This is a genomic window from Calidifontibacter terrae (assembly GCF_054778835.1).
The window spans coordinates 217,297-236,700 of the sequence record NZ_BAAGZF010000005.1; the positions used below are offsets into that span (position 1 = coordinate 217,297).

Here is a 19,404-nt window from a genome sequence, read left to right on the forward strand (position 1 = left end):
CAGTTCAGTCCTCGGGGCGGCAGAGCACGTCGACGGCCTCGCACCACGCGTGCGTCCACAGCATGTGGACCTCCTGGATGCGCGGAGTTGACCGTGATGGAACCACCAGCAGGTGGTCGACGCTGCCCGCAAGGGCAGCCCCACCCTCGCCGGTCATTGCGATGGTGAGCATGCCGCGTTCGCGGGCCGTCGCCAGCGCGGCAACCACGTTGGGACTGGTGCCGCTGGTGCTCATCGCGAGCAAGACGTCGCCGGCGCGCCCGTGCGCCGCGACACCGCGGCTGAAGACCTTGTCGTAGCCGTAGTCGTTCCCGATCGCGGTGATCGACGACAGCGACTCCGCCAGGTTGATCGCCGGCAGCGGTTCCCGGTCGTGAATGCACTTGCCGATGAACTCGGCGGCCACGTGGCTGGCGATCGCGGCCGATCCGCCGTTGCCGGCAACCAGCAGAGTCCGTCCCGCGACCAGGGCAGCGATGAGGTCCTCGCCCGCAGCGCCTACGGCATCGGCGAGTTCCGCCGCGGCAAGGCCCTGCGCCAGGCTCGCCCAGTCGGCGATCCCCTCGCTCAACTGTTGCCGCACGATACGTGACGCGGTCGCCGCGTCGCTGGCGTGCAGCACGTGGTCGTACGCCGGGCCGTAGCCGACGTTCATCTGTTCTGTCGGCGCCATGTGGTCACGCCCTCCTTGCTGAAGGTCACCTCGGAGACCTGCAGACCCAAGTCGATCAATCGTTGCGCCACGAGGTGACGCCGTTCGAATTCGCAGATGAAGACCATGTGGCCACCGCCACCGGCTCCGGTGACCTTGCCACCGAGCGCGCCGGCCTTGGTGGCTTCCGCCACCGCTTCGTCGATGAGCGGGGTGGTGATGCGGGAGGACATCTTCTGCTTTTCCTGCCACGCCTGGCCCAGCAGCCGGCCGACGGTGTCGACCTCACCACGCACCAGCGCGATCTTCATCGCGGCGGCGAGTTCCTTCTGAGCCCGCAGCCCGGCCAGCGCGTCGACGTTGCCGGTCTCGTAGCGGCTGCGCTGGTCTTCGATGATGTGGTCGGAGACCCGGGTCGCGCCGGTGAAGGCGAGCAGCATGTTGTGTTCGAGTTCGTGCACCGTTGCCGGACGGATCCGCAACGGGTTGACCACCGTCTGGTCGGCACCGAATTCGATGAAGTTGAAACCCCCGAAAGCAGCGGAGTATTGGTCCTGGGACCCGCCGGGGATTCCGAGGTCTTCGCGCTCAAGCGCATACGCCAACTCGGCCGTTTCATAGGGCGTCAGGTCGACGCTGCAGTGTTGGGCGACCAAGCCGATCACCGACACCATCACGGCGCTGGAGGATCCGAGGCCGGAACCCGGGGGCGCCTGGGTGTGCAGGAACAGGTCGAAACCGGTGGACGGTCGGGCGCCGGCAAAGTCCTTCACCCGAGCGATCGCTGCCTTGGGCAGATCGAGCACCCCGTCGAACTCGACCGGCTGATCAATGTCGAAGCCGATCGAGCGACCGAAGTCCAGCGACTGCACGGTGACTCGACCATCGGTACGCGGGCGCAAGGTGGAGAACGCGAACGCCGAGATGGTGCTGGACAAGACGCACCCACCCTCCCGTTCCGGGAAGGGCGCGACATCGGTGCCACCACCGGCGAACGAGATCCGCAGCGGGGCGCGAGCGCGCAATACCGGACGGTGCGGGTCGACGACGGAGGGGTCGGTCGGCTGCGGTTGTGCCATCACTGCCGATAACCTCCAGATTCGAGACGGGACTGCCCCGCGGACGAAACCTACTGCACAGTAGACAACATCGGGAGGAAGCATGCGTCGATTCCCGTTGATCGACGCGCTGCGCGGTCTCGCGGCCGTGCTGGTGCTGCTCTCCCACGTTGGATTCTGGACCGGAGCCTGGCGCGTCGACACCTCGGGCCCGCTGCTCGCCCGCGGTGACAGCGGAGTTGCGGTGTTCTTTGCCATCTCCGCGTTCCTGCTGCTGCGTCCGTTCCTGCACGCCCGGCAGCAGCCGACCCGGATCTACCTGCGGCATCGCGCGGCGCGGATTTTGCCGGCCTATTGGGTGGTCCTCTGTTGCGTCGTCGCCGTTGAACTCATCCGGGGCCACGGCTTCGACGTCTTCAACTTCGCGAGCCATTTGTTCCTGTTGCAGGGATACACCGGCACCAGCTACCAAGCGTTTACCCAGACCTGGAGCCTGACCACCGAGGTCACCTTCTATTTGCTGGTGCCGCTGCTCGGTCCGGCACTAGCCCGCGTCGTACGCCGATCCCCCGGCGCTGCGCTGCGGATGCTCGCGGTGGTCGCTGCCGGCGGACTGGTCGTGAACCTCATCGCCACCCTCGGCTCCCGTGCGGGTTCGCCGTGGTGGCCCGGCGTGCTGGGCACGAGCGTTCTCGGCCACGCCGCCTGGTTCGCGGTTGGCGCCGCGCTCGCGGTGCTGGAGTCCCCCACCGGTCGCGCGCTACTGCGCGATCGTTTCCCGCGCACCATGGGTGGCCCGACCACGTTATTGGCTATCGGCCTGTTGATCTACCTAGTGGCAGCCACGCCGTTGGGCGGGCCAGTCACCCTCACGGTGCCGACCGTCGCGGCGGCCGTTCTGAAGGAAGCGTTGTACGCCCTGCTCGGCCTGGTCCTGCTCGCTGCGGCGATCGCGCCGACCAGCGATCCAGCCGCCGCTCGGGTCGCGGACTCCGCCGCGACTCGTCGGGTCGGCGATCTGTCGTACGCCGTCTTCTTGTGGCACCTGCTGGTCCTGCAGTTGATCTATCTGCTGGCCGGATGGCCGCTTTTCTCCGGCGGCTTAGCCACCATGTTGTTCGCGGTCGCGGTCTTCACGGCGCTGCTGGCGCTGGCGAGCGCCGAGCTCATTGAGTTGCCGGCGTTGCGTCGCTGGGCTGGTCGCTCGCACGAGTCGCCGGACGATCCGGCAGTCCGGCAGCCAGTGTCGTCAGGCTGAGAGTTCCAGCCACCTGGCCGACCGCAGCCCCCCAGGATTTCGCGTCGACCACTCCTCCGACCGCCAGCGCCAAGCCGGCCACCGTGAGCGCGCCGACAACCACGATGCCGCGCAACCGTCGTGGGCAGAGCGCCGAAACGACCCCGAGCAGCAGTCCGTACGGTCCGGCGGCCAGGGCGCCGACCACGATCGCCAGCACCACCCCCATCGGCCGAGCGCGCGGCGACGGGCGGGGGTCGGCGGGTAGTTCAACGGGCTCCCGAGCACCCCGGGTCCGCAGCAGAACCAGCGCGCAGGCCAGCACCGCGATCGCCCCCAGTGCCAACCCGAGGCGATGCAGCGCAGTCGCCACGAAGTGTTCGGCAGCGGAGTCGCCGGTGTATCCCTGTCGCCACCCGTCGACCGCCACCGCAGCGCCGGCGGAGTCGCTGCGCCAACCGCTGTTGTATCCGTGGGTGGTGGCGCTCACCGAGGCGACCGCCGGATCGCTGGAGCCCGCTGAGGCGTTGGCCGGGCTCAGGAGGAGATGCAGGGCGGTGCCGGTGGCCGGCTGCAAGGAAACCGTCGCGCGGCCGGCCGGAATCCGCAGGTCGCCACAGGAGGTGGCGGTGAGCTCACCGCTGCCGGCGCGAGTGGCGCGCAGCGGAACCCGCACGTCGGCGACCACCACCGTTCCCGCTGCCCCGCAGGAGGTGTCGATCCGCGTCGAACCGGTGTCGATCGTCGCCACCGCGCGCAGGGTGACCGCGGACCCGAAGGTCGCCGAGCGCAGCAGCGTCGCGCCGCCCTCGCTAGCGCGAGCCGGCACCGTCGAAGCGACCGGGTCGGCGCCAAGCAGCAGCGACATTCCCGGCTCCACCGTTCCGGGCACCGTGATGATCGAGCCCCAGTCCGTGCCCGACAACTGCGCCTCGCTCAGCCCCATCACCGGGTCGGCAACCCAGGACGGCGCATCGAGTTGGATCCGCAGCGAACTGCTCCCGGCAGCCACCGGCACCGTCAGTTGGTCGGCCCCGCGCGGCACCTCGCGCGCATGGCCGTTCACCACCACGCGGGCCGGGCGGGTGACCCCGGCGCCGGTCGCGAAATGCAGACTCAGCGTTCCGCCAACGCGGCCTGTTGTGGTCAGGGTGAGGACGCCGGCCGCCTCGTGATCGCCAGTCAGCCAGGAGGTCGTCGGATCACCATCAAAGGCGGCGAACTGGGAGAACCGCACACCTCGGTAGGCCGCCGCGAACGGGTCGGCCGCACTCGAGGACGCCGACACTGCGCGCAGGCCGATGAGTTGCCGGTAGGGCCGTGCGCTGCGCGGTTCGCGGACCGGGAGGTCCTTCGCGCCCGCCTGCAGTGGCGCCTGGTCGCCAGCGGTCAGCACCGGCCCGTACGCATCCTGCGGCGGCACGCCGTTGTGGTAGACCCGCCACGGCGCGGCATCGGTGAGCACCGTGATCGGAGTGCGCAGCGAATCGTCCGGGAGCAGGAAGGCGGTGTCGCGGTTGAGCAAGCCGGTCGCGAGACCGGCGAACAACAGTTCCGGCCCGCCGGTGACGACGTCGGCATGGGCATAGGTGGTCGGCAGGGCGCCATCAATTTTCCATAGCGACCGATGGGTGTCGGTCGAGTCCGGAACGCGGTGGACCCCGGGCGAGGCGGCGAGTGTCTTCTCAACCAACCGCCAGTCGGCGGCGCCGGAGGTCGGGGCAAGATCCCGGCGTACGGCGACCACGCGGATCCCCATCCTGGTCAGGCCTGCGGCGAGGTTGGGCTGCGCGGTCCCCGATTGGGTCAGCGTGTCGACCGCGTCGAGCAGCCGCGTCGCCGAGGGGTTGCCCAGCGGCGCTGACGCACGGACGACGACGGGGCTGCGCACTAGTGCGGCGAGTGGTTCATCGGTCGACTTGCCCCAGATGTAGGTCGCGGTCCGCGAACTCGGCAGCAGCAGCGTCGTGTCGGGTTGCCCGGCCGCGACGCCTGCGGTGAGCTGGTCGATCTTGGTGGCGGCAGCGCGCCAGGAGGCCGGGATGTTGCGATACGCCGCCGCGTCACCGACTCGCCCCTGCCACAGCGGCACGAACGAGACCAGGACCAGCACGGCGATGCCCATCGCGCGCACCCGCCGCATCAGCAGATCCCGACCGGGCGCATGCGCGGCGAGGCTGATCATTCGAGCCAGGCCGAGCGCGACCGGGATCCGCACCAGCGGATCGAACTTATGCACGTTGCGCAGTGGCGCCAACGGGCCGTTCAACAGACTGCGTACGGGGTCAGCCAGCGGCGAACCAGCGAACCCGGGGTGCCCCACCACCATGACCGTTGTGCCCAGCACCACGCTGACCAGGGCGAACCGGCGTACGACGCCATCGGTGCGCAGCACCCCCGCCAGGCCGAGCCCGGCGACCAGGCAGCCCACGACGATCGCGGTGAGCGATTGGGCGGCCACCCAGCCGCCCTGCCAGACCGGGTGGGAGGCGCTGTCCAGGATGTAGGCCACCCAGTCCTGGGCGCCGCGCAACGTGTTCGGCACCGAGGTGACCGCGGTGGTGATCGACGCAGTCTCGATGTAGTCCAGGAACGGATAGGCGAACGCGCCCAGCAGGAGCAGCGGCAGGATCCACCACAGACCGCCCAACAACGCGGCGAGCAACAGCAGGCCAACCCGTCGCCGACCCGTCGGGTGAACCAGCAGCAGTAACAGGGCGGGCAACACCGCGATGGCCGATGCGGCCGCGTTCACTCCGCCTAAGGCGGCGACCGCCAAGGCGAACAGGGCGACGGTGTGCAGCCGGGTTCGCCACGACCACTCCCCCGCCAGGAATCGAGTCACGACCACCAACAGCCACGGTGCCATCGCATAGGGCCAGGCCTCGACCGAGTTGTTCGACAGCAGGGTGAGGACGCGCGGTGCGAGCGCATACCCGACGGCGGCGATCGAAGCGGCCGTCGGGCCAGCCACCTGCCAGCGGCGAATCAGCGCCCGCATGCCGGTGAATGCCACGACCAACAGCAGGGTCCACCAGAGCCGCTGGATCACCCAGGCCGGTAACCCGAGCGAACTACCGACTCCGAAGAACGGGCCCATCGGGAAGAGGTAGCCGTAGGCCTGGTTCTGCACCTCGCCCAGGCCGCCGTGTGGGTTCCAGGCGCTGAGCGCACGACCGAGGTAGCCCCACGGATCGAGGGTGAGATCGACCTTGGTGTCGGGCTGGGTCAGCCCGGGTTGGATCAGCCACGGAACGACGGCCAGCACCGCGATCCAGAGACGGTCACGCCACACGGTCATCGTTTGCGCAGCACCAGCAGCAGGTTCCAGGTCAACACCTCGCGCAGGGCGGGCACCTTCAGCAGCACGGCAGCTGCATCGGGCAGGTAACGCGGGCGCGCCACGAGCACCTCCACGCCGCGGCGGCCACGGGCCCATTCCAGCCCCTGGCGAACCGACACTCGGAACAGCGTGTGGTCCACCAGGTTCTTCGGCGGGTGGCCGTGCCGTTGCTCATAACGTCGGGCGGCCCGTTCGCCGCCCGTCCAGTGCCACGGCGAGGTCTCGTGGCCGCCCCAGGGCGACAGCCAGTTCGTGTAGGACAAGAAGACGAGGCCGCCTGGCCGGGTCACCCGCACCAACTCGTCGGCGACCGCCTCCGGGTCGGGAACGTGTTCCCACACGTTGCTGCTGAACACGATGTCGACGCTGTTGTCGGCGAACGGCAGCGCCGCGGCCGTCGCGACCACTCCTCCATCGCGTACGGAGGCCACGGTCACGTCGTGATCGACCGGCACGTAGCGGGCACCCGCGGCGCGGAACGCGGCCGCGAACTCAGCCGGGCCGGCCCCCACGTCCAGCACAAACTTCCCACCCAACGTGGTGACGTCCTGCAACAACTCGATCGAGTCGTCGGCCAAGGCGCCATAGAAGACCTCGGGGCGGGTCTGCTCGAGCCGGAAGGCGCGGAACAGACGGGCCGACCGGGCAATCCCGCGACGTGGCGAAGTCATCGCGGACGGCGCGCGATCAGGTGCAGCGTCGGGCGGGTCACGGGTGACACCGTACGCAGCGCGGCCACCAACGGGGCAGTGGCGAGGCCGGCGGCCAGCACCGGAGTGGAACCCAGCACGCCGTGCGGGCGCGGCCGACGCGAGACTCGGCGGGCTAGCGAGCCGATATCCGTGGTCAAGCTGTCGAGCACCGGCCGGCGCACCTCGATGTCGACGAACCCGGCAGCGGCCAGGGCCCGGCGGGCACTCTCGGCGGTGAAGAAGCGAACGTGGGTCGGGTCCTCAAGCATCCACCACGAACCGCGGTAGCGCCGCAAGCCCCAGCTGTCACCGGCCGGGGTGAAGAACTGCACTTGACCGCCGGGGGCGAGCAGATCGTGGGCGACTTCGAGGGTGCGCGCGGGATCGTGCACATGCTCCAAGACGTGGATTCCGTAGACCAGGTCGGCCTGCACCGCGTCGGGGGGAACGTCCTCGATGCCGCTGGCGAACAGCTTTCCCTGAGCACGCACCATCGGGTCGACGGCCAAGCCGAGCTGGTCGGGGTCGGCGCCGCCGACGTCCAGGCCGGCGCCGAGGAATCGGCGCAACAGCGAGCCGGTGCCGAACCCGATTTCGAAGACCGACCGGGCGGCGGTCGCGGCGCGCAGTTCACGGAAGGTGAGCGCGAGGCGAACACGGTCAAGCGCTGGTTCACCGCCGTACGCGAGGTCGCGATGGCCGGCCGGAGCCGACACCAAATCTCGACGCAGGTGGCCGCATTGTTCGCAACGGTTCAGCTCACAGTCGGCGGCCAGCCGCCAGCCGGCGGTCGGGCCGTCGCAGATCTCGCACCCAGAGGGCATTCGTCTCGTCCTTACCTACCGGTAACCTTTCGCGTTACCCTAGACCGCCGGTTGCGAGACAGACCGTCGAACGGTGAACGAGGAGATCAGTTGAGTGTGAAGGAACAACAGCCACTGCGCGTGTTGTATCTGTCATGGCGTGACAGGGACAACCCGGAGGCGGGTGGCGCCGAGGTATTCACCGAGCGCACCAGTGAGGTCATGACCCAGCTCGGCAGCGAAGTCACCCTCTTCTCCAGTCGTTTCCCCGGCAGCTCGACCGAAGACCGCCACGGCGATGTTCGGGTCGTACGCCGCGGTGGACGGTTCGGTTGTTACGTCGCCGGCCTGCACCACCTGCTCACCCACCGCGACGACTACGACGTGGTCATCGACGTGCAGAACGGGGTGCCTTTCTGGGCGCCGCTGGTGGCGAAGGTCCCCGTCGTCAACATCACCCATCACGTTCACCGCGACCAGTGGCCGGTCATCTTCGGCCCGCGCGTCGCCCGGTTCGGTTGGTTCCTGGAGTCCAAGGTGGCCCCGCGGGTCTACCGGGGCAAGCGCTACGTCACCGTCTCCAACGCCACCCGCGATGACTTGGGCGACCTAGGCGTGCGCGTCGAGGACGTCGACTTGGTCTACTCCGGCAACGACCTGCCCGAGAACTACGAGTCCTACGCCGACGTCCCCCGCAGCCCCCAGCCGAGCATGGTGGTGGTCTGCCGGTTGGTGCCCCACAAGCAGGTCGAGCTGGCGATCGACGCACTGGCCGAACTGCGCGAGACGCTGCCCGATCTCACCCTCGACATTGTCGGTGCCGGATACTGGCGCGCCGACCTGGAGGACTACGCCGAGCGCAGCGGTGTCAGCAACGCCGTGACCTTCCACGGCTTCGTCGACGAGGAAACCAAGCACCACCTGTTGGCTCGCGCCTGGATCTCGCTGATGCCGTCCCACAAAGAGGGCTGGGGTCTGACGATCGTTGAGGCCGGGCTGCACTCCACGCCGACCATTGCCTTTGCCCACGCCGGCGGGCCGAGTGAATCGATCGTCCACGGGGTGACCGGGCTGCTCGCCCACGATTCCCACGACATGATCGCCCAAGCGCGCGCTCTGCTGACTCACGACAGATTGCGGACCGACTTGGGAGCCGCGGCGCGCACCCACGCCCAGAGCTTCTCCTGGGACGCCGCCGGTCAGGCCTTGCATGCGACGGTGCTGTCGGTGCTGGGCCGAGGTCCGCGACCGCTCTCCCTTGCCGCGGTGCATGGCCGGCACCGGTCGATCAAGGAGATCGTCGCCGACCATGAAAATGCCCACCGCGCGCCGCTGCCGCAGCGCGTCGACGAGCAGGTCGGCGTCGGCTGATCACTCAACGCCACGACCGTACGGACAGACGACGAAGGCCGCTCCCACCAGGGAGCGGCCTTCGCGATGTTTGTGGACTACTGGTCGTAGTTGATCTGCGACGAGTAAGACTGCGGCTGGGTGATGCCACCCTGCTGCGCGACGAGCGCAAAAATCGCGATGAGTGCCAACAAGACACCCAAAACAGCGCCGCCGACGTTGTATGCGGTGCGGGACATTTGTTACCTCATCTCTCGGGTCGAACGACTCATCCGACTCGGGATTACTCGACCAATGTGACGCCAGAGTAGCAAACGAATGGGGCTAGGTGACCGATTCCGGTCTGTCGAGGCGTCGGCGTTGCGTGAACGCCGCCACCGCCATCGCCAGGAGCGCCAGCGGTAGGCCCGCCAGGCCCAGCCAGCGATAGGCCGGTTCGGGCCGCGCAGCGGCGATGGCGGCGCCGGGCACCTTGTAGAGCGCCAGGTCGCCTTTCGCCGCAATCGGCGTCAGCTTGGCCACCGGGGCCGGCCGCAAGGGCGGCTGATCGCTCTGCACCAGGACGTAACGGACGCCTGCCGCGCGCAACGCGGCAACCACATCCCCACCGGTCCGGAATGCTGTGGTGACTCGCGCGGCCGCCGCCGACTCCCCCGCGACGGTTCCCCGATCGGACAACGGCAAGTCGTCGTTGACGACCACCGATCGATCGACCAGGCGCTGCCAGGGGTCAAGTGCCACGACACGGTGGTCCCACGCGTAACGCCGATAAAGATTCCATGGGAAGACCGCAACCGAACCGGGTTCGAGGTGGTCGATCCGGTCAGCCATCGCGGGGTAAGCCGGTGGGTAGTCCACGGCCCGCCAGGCCCCGTCGGCCCCGGCCGCCATCCCGCTGAAGGTCAGCACCGGCCAGGCGGCCACGACGCTCACCAGGCCAAGCACGATCGGTTTCGCCGCGCCGACTTGCACCCCGCGGCGGTGCAGCTCCTGGGCGCACCAGCCGAACCCGAGCGCGACCACCAACATCCACGGCGCCACAAATTTCTGCGCATCGCGCAACAGTCCACCGCCGGGCACATCGGTCACGACACGGGTCACCAGCGTCGTCCCACCCGGCAGCGACCCGGCTGCCGCAATGAGCAGTCCGATCCCACCGGCGATCACGAGCCCTGTCACCGCCGCCTCTCGACGTTGCCGCGTGGCGATACCCGCGACGACCAGCACCGCCGTGACCGCTAGAAGGGCGAGGCCGGTGGCCAGAACAGAGTTGCGGCCGGGGAACCAGACGCCCTGGTTCCAGATCCCGCCGCCGGTCAGCAACGACCCGATCACGCCGTAGGGGGTGTCGGCGCGCGCCATGAATGCCTCGACCCCGGCCGGGTCTGCAGCATCGCGCGGAGCAAGCACCAGGAAGGGGAACCACCAGGCGCTGTTGGCGACCAGGAAGGCGCCGATCGGCAGTCCGAACCGGCGCAGCCCCGGAACCGACGGTTCGCGGGTCGGCGCCAGGAGGACCGCGGCAGTCACCAGCAATCCGATGACCGCGCCGGTGCTGCCGGTGAGGGCCGTCAGCAGGGTCCACAGGAGCAGCCGGAAAGTCCCGCGGTACTCGCCACGGCGATGTGCCGCCACCGCTCGGGCGAGGAACGGCAGGCAGGCGTAGCCCAGCAGGAAGCCCCAGTGGCCGATCGCCAGCCGCTCCCCCACGTACGGATTCCAGGCGGCGGCGATCGCCGCGGCGACCGCGCCGACTCGACTGCGGAAGAACGATGCCGCGCCGGCCGCGACGCCAACGAAGACCACCAACAACAGGGCCTTCTGCACCAACCAGCCCGGGGCGAGGAAGGACAGCAACGAGACGACCAGGTCGCCGGGCACTGCGCGCGGCACCGACCCGTCGATCCCGAGGGTGCGTTCGGACAACGGCAGTTGCGGCACGAACACCATGTCGTAGAACAACAGGTAGCCCGGGCGCAGCGCCGGGCCCAGAGCCGCAATGCCGGCCAACAAGCCAACCAAGGATCCGAGCGCCGTCGGTCCGGTCAGGCGCCGGCGCATCAGTCGCGCTCGAACTGCGCGAACGCCGCACCCATCCGCGCGCACTGCGTGGACAGGTCGTGGTCGGCAAGCATCCGACTGCGGTTCTCCGCACCGACGCGGGCGCGCAGGCCGTCGTCGGTCAAGAAGGTCAGCAGGGCATCGGCGACCGCCTCTGACCCGCCGTCGACCAGCAGGTTCGGCGGGCGTACGGCTTCGTCGTTGGTGCCGCAGCGGGTCGTCACGACCGGCAGCCCGCAGGCCTGCGCCTCGAGGTAGGCCAGGCCGAGTTGCTCGCTCCACTTCCAGGTCGGTCGCGGGGCTGTGCAGAACACCGCGGCACTGCGCAGCAGGTCGGCGACGCCGTGGGCGTCAAGGTGGCCCGCAAGGCTCACACCGGTAGTCGGGTCGGCCGCGGCGCGCTCCACCAGCGGTCGCAACTCACCATTGCCGGCGACCACCAAGTCGGCGTCGGGCACCTCCCGACGGACGATCCGCATCGCGTCGAGCACCGTGTCGATGCCCTTGTTGGTGGCCAGTGGGGAGGTGAAAACCACCCGCGGGCGGGTCGCCGGCTGCCCCGGGCGGAACAGGTCGGTGTCGACACCGGGCTTGACCACCCGGATCTGCTCGTTGTCAAAACCATTGAGCAACAAGTGATCTCGGGCGGCATCCACCATGCAGAGCAACAGGTCGGCGGCGCGACAAGACTCAAGCGCTTGGCGATAGGGCGGGATCCGGTAGAGCGGCTGGTAGGGCATGTTTTCCCAGGTGATCACCGCCTGCTTGACCCGCTTGCCGGACTTCCTACGCCAGGTCGAAGCCTGGCCGGTGACCAGCGAACACAACTCCAGACTGGTCACCCAGTCGTAGTCCGAGGGTGACTGGTCGGCAAGTCCGTCGACCCAGGCAAGAGCGCCAGCCTCGATGAACCGCTTCACCGGCCGCCGGTAGGTCGACGGGATCCACTCGATGTCGCCCACCGGTTCCTGGGCGGCCAATGCGGTCACCTGGGTGTCGGGCATCCGGGACATCCAGTAGAGCTCGCGGCGGGCCCGCTGGTCAGGCAACGAGACCCACAACAACCTGCGGTTCATCCCGCGGTCGCGCGGTCGCGGCGCCCGCGGCGCGCACCGAGGCTGTAGCCGGCGACTTCCATCGAACGCAGCAGCACCATGCCGCCCGCATGCAGCGGGTCACGCACCAACCGCCCGCGATGGGCGGCGTACGCCTTCAGCAGCGCGCGCCCTTGCGCGCCGACCGCGCCGTCGTGGTGTTCGGCGAGGGCCGGGATGCTGCGGCCGTAGTAGTACCGCTTGCTCAGGACGTCGCGCACCGTGAGACGACCTTCGTCGTGATCGATCAGGATCGGCGCGAGTTCGATGCGGGCACCCGAATCGAGCATTCGCAGGCGCAGATCGGCGTCTTCCGGGCCGGACATGTCCAAGTTGAAACCGCCCGACCCGAGCAGGAAGTCGCGGCGCAGCAGCCGCGGGTTGTGCAGCCACGGTTGGTCGAGATAGCACTCGCGCTCCAGGGCGCGGCAGGCCGTCCAGAACCCGTCGCCGATGGTGCGCTCCGGCAGCGCGACCCCGGCCGCGTCGGTCTCCAGCGCCGTACGCAGGGCGACGGCGACCGCCGTCGGCGGAAGCAGCATGTCCGAGTCGAGCCACAACACCCATTCGCCGCCGGCTTCCCGGATGCCGCGGTTGCGCTGTGCAGAGCGCTCGGGGCCCTGGGTGATCACCCGGTCAGCGAACTGCCCGGCGATCTCTCGGGTTCGATCGCTGCTGTGGTTGTCGACGACGATCAGTTCCAGTGGCCGGTGGGTCTGTTCGACCACAGAACGCAGGCAAGCCGCAAGGGTGCGCTCGTTGTTGCGGGTCGGCACCACAACCGTCACGGTCGCGGGAGTAGCGGTCATTCAGGTTTCTCACTTTCGACACGGTGGAAGGCAAGCGCGCCGGCCAAGGCCAGAACGAGCCCGGCACCAGCCAGGTAATGCGGCCAGAGACTGCGCGCCACCGCGTCGGCGCTGATGGTGCCGCGCGCGTCGCCAATGAGCAGCAGGTAAAGCGGTATCGAACACAGGACCAGCGCTGCGCCACCGCGAACCAGCCAGGCCGGCCGAACCTTGCCGGACCGAAGCGCTGCCACGACCACGGCACCGGCGACGAGCCCGGACCACCCGACGAAGAACGCCGAGACCAGGACCAGAGCAACTTCCATACCGACGCGGGGAATGGGTCGGCCGGGCGGGTCGGCCGCGACATCAGTGTCGGTGTCTGTTCCGAGGTCCGCGTTGACAACCTTCCGTCGGCGCAGGGCGCCGACCACAATCAGCGCGACCGCAGCGAGCAGCACCAGCGCCGACAGGGCCATCGCGACGTACGACGCCCGTTGCGGCGCGAACGACATCTTGATCTCGTAACTGCCGCCCTTGGGGATCCGCCAGCCGGTCGAGTAACCGTCGATCACCGTCGGTTTCCCTAGCGATTTGCCGTTTGCCGTGGCGATCCAGCGCTCGTCGTAGGACTGCCCGACCACGACGTTGAAAGCGCCGGGGGCGGTGACCTTCATCGCCTTCGCGGCACTGCCGTCGTCAGTGATCTGAACCGTCGGTTGAACCGGGACGGTCGTCGTGGCCTTCCGCGTGTCCTTCAGCTGCATTCCGTCGAGAACGAACCCGGGCGCCTGTTCGATGCGGTGCTCACCTGCGCCGAGCGTGAGCTTGCTGCAGGCCTCCCACTGGGTGCCCTGGCCACCGGTATCAGCCAAAGTCTCGGTCGCCGGGCGCATCCGAATCGGCTGGCCGTCGACGGTGCCGACCACCAGGCAGCGCCCTGAGTCGGTGCCGGCGGCGTCCAACGGCCCCGGCTGGTCCTGCTTCATCGTGTATCCGGTGTCAATGGTGGCGAACCGGGCCGGCGGCCCCTTCGGGCCGGGCGCGGCCACCATCGTCACGCGTACGGTCTTGCCGGTGACCGCCGGGAAGGTCGCCGAGACCGACGCATTCTCCTTGAGCTCAACTCGAGCGACTTGCTTGCCGTCGACGGTGACGACTGCCGCCGAAGCCCACTGGGTGTTCGACGAGGCACCGAAACCGGGCCGCTGGTCAATGGTGATCTTGGAGATGGATCGGGCCGGGGTCGTCAGCTGCCACCACGACTTGTCGAAGGTGCCACCGGGGCTCCATGCGGTGTCGGCTCGTCCGTCCGCAGCCATCGAGGCGCGCGCGTTCCCGTTGCGGAAGTAGAAGTCCGACGAGGTCGCCGAGACAGTCGAGGGATAGCCGGCAACCAGGTCGTAGACCTTCTCCAGGTCGCCATCGAAACGCGCATCGGCCGTCACGTTGAAGGTGCGCTGGTCCGGCAGGGTGACAATCCGGCGTAGGCCGGTCTCAGCGTCGTCGCTCGGCGACGAGGTGCCCTGGTAGCGCGAGAGCAGGACGTTCAGCGGCGTCCGATCAAAGGCCGCCCGGTCGGTGGCGGAGAGCTGGTTGTACAACCGGCTGAACGTGATGGGCGTTCGGGCCGTACGAATGGCCTTCGGTCCGGCCATCTGGACGTCGGAGATTCCCACCAGGCTGTAACCGCTGCCGCGCAGGCTCTTCACCGACAGCTTGACCTCCGAGGCCGACAGGGAGCCGAAGTCGAATTCTGCGTAGCCCTTGTCCGGCAACTTCTGGGTGATCGATCGCCCGCCAGCAGTCACCGTCAGTTCGTTGATGTGCTCGCCACCGAGCTGGGACTGCTGAACCCGGACCTTGCCCACCGTGATGGGTGTCGGCTCGGTGATGGTGGCACTCTGGCCGACCGCGCGCTGGAAATCACCAAACAACCAGGAGGTCGACGGATCACCATCCAGCAGATTCTCCGGCGTCGCATAGGGCAGGTCGAAGAAGGCGCCGCCTTCGTCGGTCGCGGTCACCGTCGCGCCGGAGCGCACCAGCACCGTCTGGTCGTCGGCGGTGCCCAAGGCCCGAGTGTTGGGCGCGGGCGTGGCCGCAGTGAGCAGGGCACCCTCACCGTTGGTCAACCGGTTCGGGATGGCGTCTCGGCGGGCGTTCGTGTCGGTGATGACCAGTCCATGCGAGGAGCCGAGCAGCGCCGGCAGCGCGCCGGCGTTCACCTGGGAGGCGTAGCGGAACCCGGGCATCGCTCGGAGCTGGCCGCTAGCCGTCAACTGGCTCACCGACCAGCCGTCGCCCGCAACGACCAGCGATCCGGAGTCACTGCGGGCGCGTACGGCGGTGGTCGAGTCCTTCACCGCGTACATCTGCACCGGATACATCAGACCCTCGCCATTGGCGTAGGCATCGGTGCCATTGCCGAACACGAACTCGCCCGGCTCACCGAAGTTGGCCTCACCGAACAGACCGGGATCGGCGCTGATGACCCGGTCGGTCTGGGCCGGGCGCGCTCCCCCGTCGGCCTCCCATGCTGTGTCGTGGCGCAGCAGGATCTTGTCGATCCCGAGGTAGCGCGCGTAAGTCGAGATGGCATCGTCCGGCAAAACGCCTGACTGCAGGGCGTCGTCCATCGCGGCGAGGTAGTTGCCACCCGGCGCCGACGCATTCGGGCTCGTCTCGGGCAACACTGCTTCGCGACTCAGGAGCGAGTTCGGCAGGTCGTCGGGTCGCTGTCCGGTCCAGCGATAACTGGGGCGCACCTGACCGGGCAGGAAGAGCACCCGCGAATCCGGATTGCCCTTGTCAGCGGCGGCGGCCGCCTGCTTCCAGTAGCCGGGAATGTTCATCTGGGAGACGTAGAGGCGATTGCTCAGGGCCGGCAGACTCCACGCCGCCAACAGCACGATCGCCAGGGAACCGGCAATCGGGGCTAGCCCGTCGCGCTCCCGAACCCGGCGCGCCCAGTGGTCGGCCCCCACGCCGAGCGCCACCGCGAAGGCGAGCGCGAGGACCGCTCCGATCTTGTTCGTCGTCCGGAAGGCGGAGGCCGCCGGATTGGTCATGATCTGGTGCAAAACGACACCGAACGCAGAGGTCTGACTCTTCTCCCCCGGGAAAATCCCGACCATCACCACCGCTGCGATCGCGATCCACCCGACGACCACCCAACGGGCTGAGGCCGAGAGGTAGCGCAGGCTCAGCAGGCTCAGGACCGGCCACAGAATGGTGAGCACCACGACCACCGTGCTCACGATGAACACCGCGTCCTGCGGAACCCACGGGCCGCCGGAATCGGAGCCGTAGAGCGGCCACATGCCCAGTCCACGAAGAATCTCCGGGAAGGAGGAGACCTTCGCGATGCCGTCCAGCGTTTCGGACTGCAACACGATCTGACGGCCGGTGGCCACGGCGGCGCGCGCGGGCACCAGCCAATAGAGCGACAGGCCGAGAACCCACAACGCACATTTGCCGGTAACCAGGGCAAGGTCGCGGATCCGCATCCGGCGCTGCAGCCGAGCAACCACCAAGATCGGCAGGACTGCGCCGAGCTGGAAGATGGGCACCACCGCGACATTCATGCCACTCATGCCGGCGAAGATCAGACCGCAGGCCGCCGGCCACGTCCAGCCGCGCGGCTGCTCGAGCGCGCGCAGCAAGCAGACCAGTAACCACGGCAACAAGGCCATCGGCAGCAAAATCGCCAGCGTGACGCCGGCCTGCAATTGGTAGGGGTTGGCGATGTAAACGACGCCGGCCGCTAAGGCGGCCCAACGGCTCGCGCTGGGAACCAGGGCTCGCAGGAGACGGTTAGCGCCCCACGCCGCACACAACCAGAGCGCGAAGTGGAACACCTTGAAAGACCACTCGGGATCGAGTCCGAGGAAACGCAGGAGTCCGACCACCAGTAGTACCGGGGCCAGGCCAACGTTGAAGTTGGCCGAACCGAGGTAGGGCGAAGAGGTCCAGCCGGACAGATAACGACCGAGCGTGTCCCACGGCGCGAGGTAGACCTCGGGCTTGATGTCGGTGTAGAAGCTGCCGAACCCGTTGAGGCCGACGACCAGCGCCAACAGCAGGACCAGCAACGAGCACGTCACGGTGTAGCTGTTCAGGTGTCGTCGCAAACGTCTCGCTCCGGCTGGGGCCACCTCGCGGTGACGATGTTCGTTGAGGTCGTCGGATCAATATAACGGTGAGTAACCTGGGTCACGTCGGTCCGTCCACCCCAACCGGAGGCTGAGAACACCTGTGACGCCTTCTCACCGGCGCCGCGCCCTGAGCGCCGCGCTCGGCCTCGCGATGGGCCTGGCGAATCTGCTGGGCTATTTGATGGTCCTGCTGCTCACTCGCTCCCTGGGGCCGGCCGACTTCGGCGGCTACACCGCCCTGTCGACCTACGGCGTGTTGCTGGCCATCCCCGCTGGGGCGTTCCAGGTCGTCATCGCCCGCCGCATCGGCAGTCGTGGGAACACCCAAGAGGCAACCTCAGGTTTGGCGCTCGCAGCAACCCTGGGCGGCACCTTCTTCCTGCTCACCTGCGCGCTCGCGCCGACGCTGACATCGGCGTTCCACATCGCCACCGCTTGGTCGGCGGTGCTGCTCGGCGCGATGCTGCTGCCGATGACCCTGACCGGGTGCTTTCAAGGTTTGTTGCTCGGTCGGGACCGCTTCGACCGGCTCTCCTTGCTCTACGTGATCGGCGCCGTGACTCGACTGGCTGCAGCCGGTCTGGCTGCAGCCTTCGGGTTCTCGGTGCTGGAGGTGTTCGCCGTGATGTTCGTGGCTGCCACGGTCACGGCCCTCGCCGGCGCCGCACTCACCGCGCAAGATTTGCGCCGCCTTCCCCGTACATCCCACGGCCTGGGGATGGAGATGGCGCGCTCGAACAGCACCCTCGCCGCCTACATCGTGTTGACCAACGTCGACGTGTTGCTGGCCAGGCACTTCCTGACACCGCACCAATCCGGCGGCTATGCGCTGGCGTCGACGTTCGGGCGAGCGATGTGCTGGGGCACCCAGTTCATTGCGTTGATCATCGTGCCCCGAATGCAGAGCGCCGAGCCGACCCGCGTTCTCTTGCGCGCCGGTGGTCTGGTGATGGTGATCGGCGTGGTCGGGGCCGCGGTGATCGGTATCTCCCCCAGCGGCTGGATCACGTTCGCCGGCGGGTCGCAATATGCGTCGTACGGCCGCCTCGCCATGATCTGCGTCGCCCTCGGTGTCGCGTGGGCGCTGGCGCAGGTTTGGCTCTTCTCGGAGATGGGCAACAACTCCGGTGGTCTGGGCGCGTTGACCTGGGTGGTCATCACCGCCCAGATCGCCACGATCTGGTGGTGGGCCCACCACAGCGCCGCGCAGATCGTTTCCGTCTGCATGATCGGCGCTGTGGTGATTGCCGTGACCGGACTCGTACGAGTTGTGCTGCGCCACGCGACGTTGGACGTCGAGCGGGAGTCAGCTCTGCTTGCTGTTGCCGATCGCTCGTGAGCGAGACAGCACCAACTTCGCGCCAGCCTTGAACGGGCCGGGGAACCGCGGAACCAGCTTCCACGCAACGGTGTTGACGCGGTCCTGGACGCGAGTCTGGTAGACGCGCAGTGCTTCGTCGCGACGGGAGAGCCCGCGCGCCGACTGTGCGCTGCGACGGAAGACCAAGGCGTGCAGACCGTTCGCCCAGCGGGGGTCATCCGCATGAGCGGCGTCCCAGGTGGCCTCGATGCTCCAGCCCGGGTGGCTCTTGAGGAACAACCGGTGGGCGCGCTGCACGACCGGCCAGGTGGCGTCATCGACGAGCACCAACGCCTCATCGGCCAACAGCGGTTCGACCACGGCGAGCGCGAGGTAGTGCGCCAGCAGCGTGTGTTCGCCGTCGTAGAAGTAGACACCGACCGGCTTGTCGACCAGCGCGGAGTCGGTCATCAACTTGAAGCAGTCACCTTCGAGCAGTTCGACACGGGCTTCACCGGCGTACGTCGCCAGGTTGCCCATCAGCTCCTCGCGCGCCTCGATGCCTTGCATCCCGAACTCCAAGAAGTTCTCCATGACGAAGAAGTCCTTGTCGGTGTTGTCCTGCACCGCCGCGCACAGCGAGCGTCCCTTGAAGGTTCCGACTTCGAGGTAGGCCTCGTCGGCGGGCATGACAGCCGCAGCGACCTGCAAGACCGCTAGTTCGTTCGGTCCGGTGAAACCGGTGACGTCCTCCGCGAGTCGGGCCCACCTGGGGTCGGTCGGGTCGGTGTTCTGCGGGTCGCCGGGGAAGGCATCGGCGACGCGGGCGAAGAAGGCACTGGTGTCCATCGAGCGGTGTCCTGGTTCGT

Annotated in this window: 14 protein-coding genes; 3 read left to right on the forward strand and 11 right to left on the reverse strand. The window is 68.3% G+C overall.

The genetic code is table 11. The features are described from left to right. Positions 1-4 precede the first annotated feature (4 nt). The gene (locus ACYU98_RS08000; RefSeq protein WP_460467680.1) at positions 5-673 is read right to left on the reverse strand and encodes a D-sedoheptulose-7-phosphate isomerase; all 669 of its coding nucleotides are present in this window, start codon (positions 671-673) and stop codon (positions 5-7) included. Beyond that, on the reverse strand, positions 652-1,731 hold the full coding sequence (locus ACYU98_RS08005; protein ID WP_460467681.1) for a GHMP family kinase ATP-binding protein: 1,080 nt from the start codon (positions 1,729-1,731) through the stop codon (positions 652-654). The genes ACYU98_RS08000 and ACYU98_RS08005 overlap by 22 nt, the downstream gene beginning before the upstream one ends. A gap of 82 nt (positions 1,732-1,813) precedes the next feature. On the opposite strand from ACYU98_RS08005, the gene ACYU98_RS08010 reads away from it, so the two are divergent. Beyond that, positions 1,814-2,968: an acyltransferase family protein gene (locus ACYU98_RS08010; protein WP_460467682.1), complete on the forward strand. Its 1,155-nt coding sequence runs from the start codon at positions 1,814-1,816 to the stop codon at positions 2,966-2,968. Here ACYU98_RS08010 and ACYU98_RS08015 read toward each other — a convergent pair. Genes ACYU98_RS08015 through ACYU98_RS08025 form a run of 3 tightly spaced genes read right to left on the reverse strand, consistent with a single transcriptional unit; the run spans position 2,877 to position 7,806 of the window. Next, a complete protein-coding gene (locus tag ACYU98_RS08015; RefSeq protein ID WP_460467683.1) occupies positions 2,877-6,248 on the reverse strand; it encodes an alpha-(1->3)-arabinofuranosyltransferase domain-containing protein in 3,372 nt (1,123 codons plus the stop codon). The genes ACYU98_RS08010 and ACYU98_RS08015 overlap by 92 nt on opposite strands. Continuing rightward, a complete protein-coding gene (locus ACYU98_RS08020; protein WP_460467684.1) occupies positions 6,245-6,961 on the reverse strand; it encodes a class I SAM-dependent methyltransferase in 717 nt (238 codons plus the stop codon). The genes ACYU98_RS08015 and ACYU98_RS08020 overlap by 4 nt, the downstream gene beginning before the upstream one ends. Then, positions 6,958-7,806, reverse strand: a complete 849-nt coding sequence (locus tag ACYU98_RS08025) for a class I SAM-dependent methyltransferase (protein WP_460467685.1) — start codon at positions 7,804-7,806, stop codon at positions 6,958-6,960. The genes ACYU98_RS08020 and ACYU98_RS08025 overlap by 4 nt, the downstream gene beginning before the upstream one ends. A gap of 96 nt (positions 7,807-7,902) precedes the next feature. Between ACYU98_RS08025 and ACYU98_RS08030 the strand changes: the two genes are divergently transcribed. Next, complete coding sequence (locus ACYU98_RS08030) at positions 7,903-9,156, forward strand: glycosyltransferase family 4 protein (RefSeq protein WP_460467686.1); 1,254 nt, start codon at positions 7,903-7,905, stop codon at positions 9,154-9,156. A gap of 77 nt (positions 9,157-9,233) precedes the next feature. On the opposite strand, the gene ACYU98_RS08035 is transcribed toward ACYU98_RS08030, so the two are convergent. From ACYU98_RS08035 to ACYU98_RS08055, 5 genes are all read right to left on the reverse strand, one after another. Continuing rightward, the gene (locus ACYU98_RS08035) at positions 9,234-9,374 is read right to left on the reverse strand and encodes a hypothetical protein (protein WP_460467687.1); all 141 of its coding nucleotides are present in this window, start codon (positions 9,372-9,374) and stop codon (positions 9,234-9,236) included. A gap of 85 nt (positions 9,375-9,459) precedes the next feature. After that, positions 9,460-11,196 carry a hypothetical protein gene (locus ACYU98_RS08040; protein WP_460467688.1) on the reverse strand — a complete coding sequence of 579 codons (1,737 nt, stop codon included), beginning with the start codon at positions 11,194-11,196 and terminating at the stop codon, positions 9,460-9,462. Then, the gene (locus ACYU98_RS08045) at positions 11,196-12,272 is read right to left on the reverse strand and encodes a glycosyltransferase (protein ID WP_460467689.1); all 1,077 of its coding nucleotides are present in this window, start codon (positions 12,270-12,272) and stop codon (positions 11,196-11,198) included. Before ACYU98_RS08045 ends, ACYU98_RS08040 begins: the two co-directional genes overlap by 1 nt. Continuing rightward, complete coding sequence (locus tag ACYU98_RS08050) at positions 12,269-13,099, reverse strand: glycosyltransferase family 2 protein (RefSeq protein ID WP_460467690.1); 831 nt, start codon at positions 13,097-13,099, stop codon at positions 12,269-12,271. The genes ACYU98_RS08045 and ACYU98_RS08050 overlap by 4 nt, the downstream gene beginning before the upstream one ends. Next, complete coding sequence (locus ACYU98_RS08055) at positions 13,096-17,184, reverse strand: alpha-(1->3)-arabinofuranosyltransferase domain-containing protein (RefSeq protein WP_460467691.1); 4,089 nt, start codon at positions 17,182-17,184, stop codon at positions 13,096-13,098. Before ACYU98_RS08055 ends, ACYU98_RS08050 begins: the two co-directional genes overlap by 4 nt. A gap of 151 nt (positions 17,185-17,335) precedes the next feature. Here ACYU98_RS08055 and ACYU98_RS08060 point away from each other — a divergent pair, with 151 nt between their 5' ends. After that, positions 17,336-18,574 carry a lipopolysaccharide biosynthesis protein gene (locus ACYU98_RS08060; protein WP_460467692.1) on the forward strand — a complete coding sequence of 413 codons (1,239 nt, stop codon included), beginning with the start codon at positions 17,336-17,338 and terminating at the stop codon, positions 18,572-18,574. Here ACYU98_RS08060 and ACYU98_RS08065 read toward each other — a convergent pair. Continuing rightward, positions 18,542-19,384 carry a class I SAM-dependent methyltransferase gene (locus ACYU98_RS08065; protein WP_460467693.1) on the reverse strand — a complete coding sequence of 281 codons (843 nt, stop codon included), beginning with the start codon at positions 19,382-19,384 and terminating at the stop codon, positions 18,542-18,544. The genes ACYU98_RS08060 and ACYU98_RS08065 overlap by 33 nt on opposite strands. Positions 19,385-19,404 lie beyond the last annotated feature (20 nt).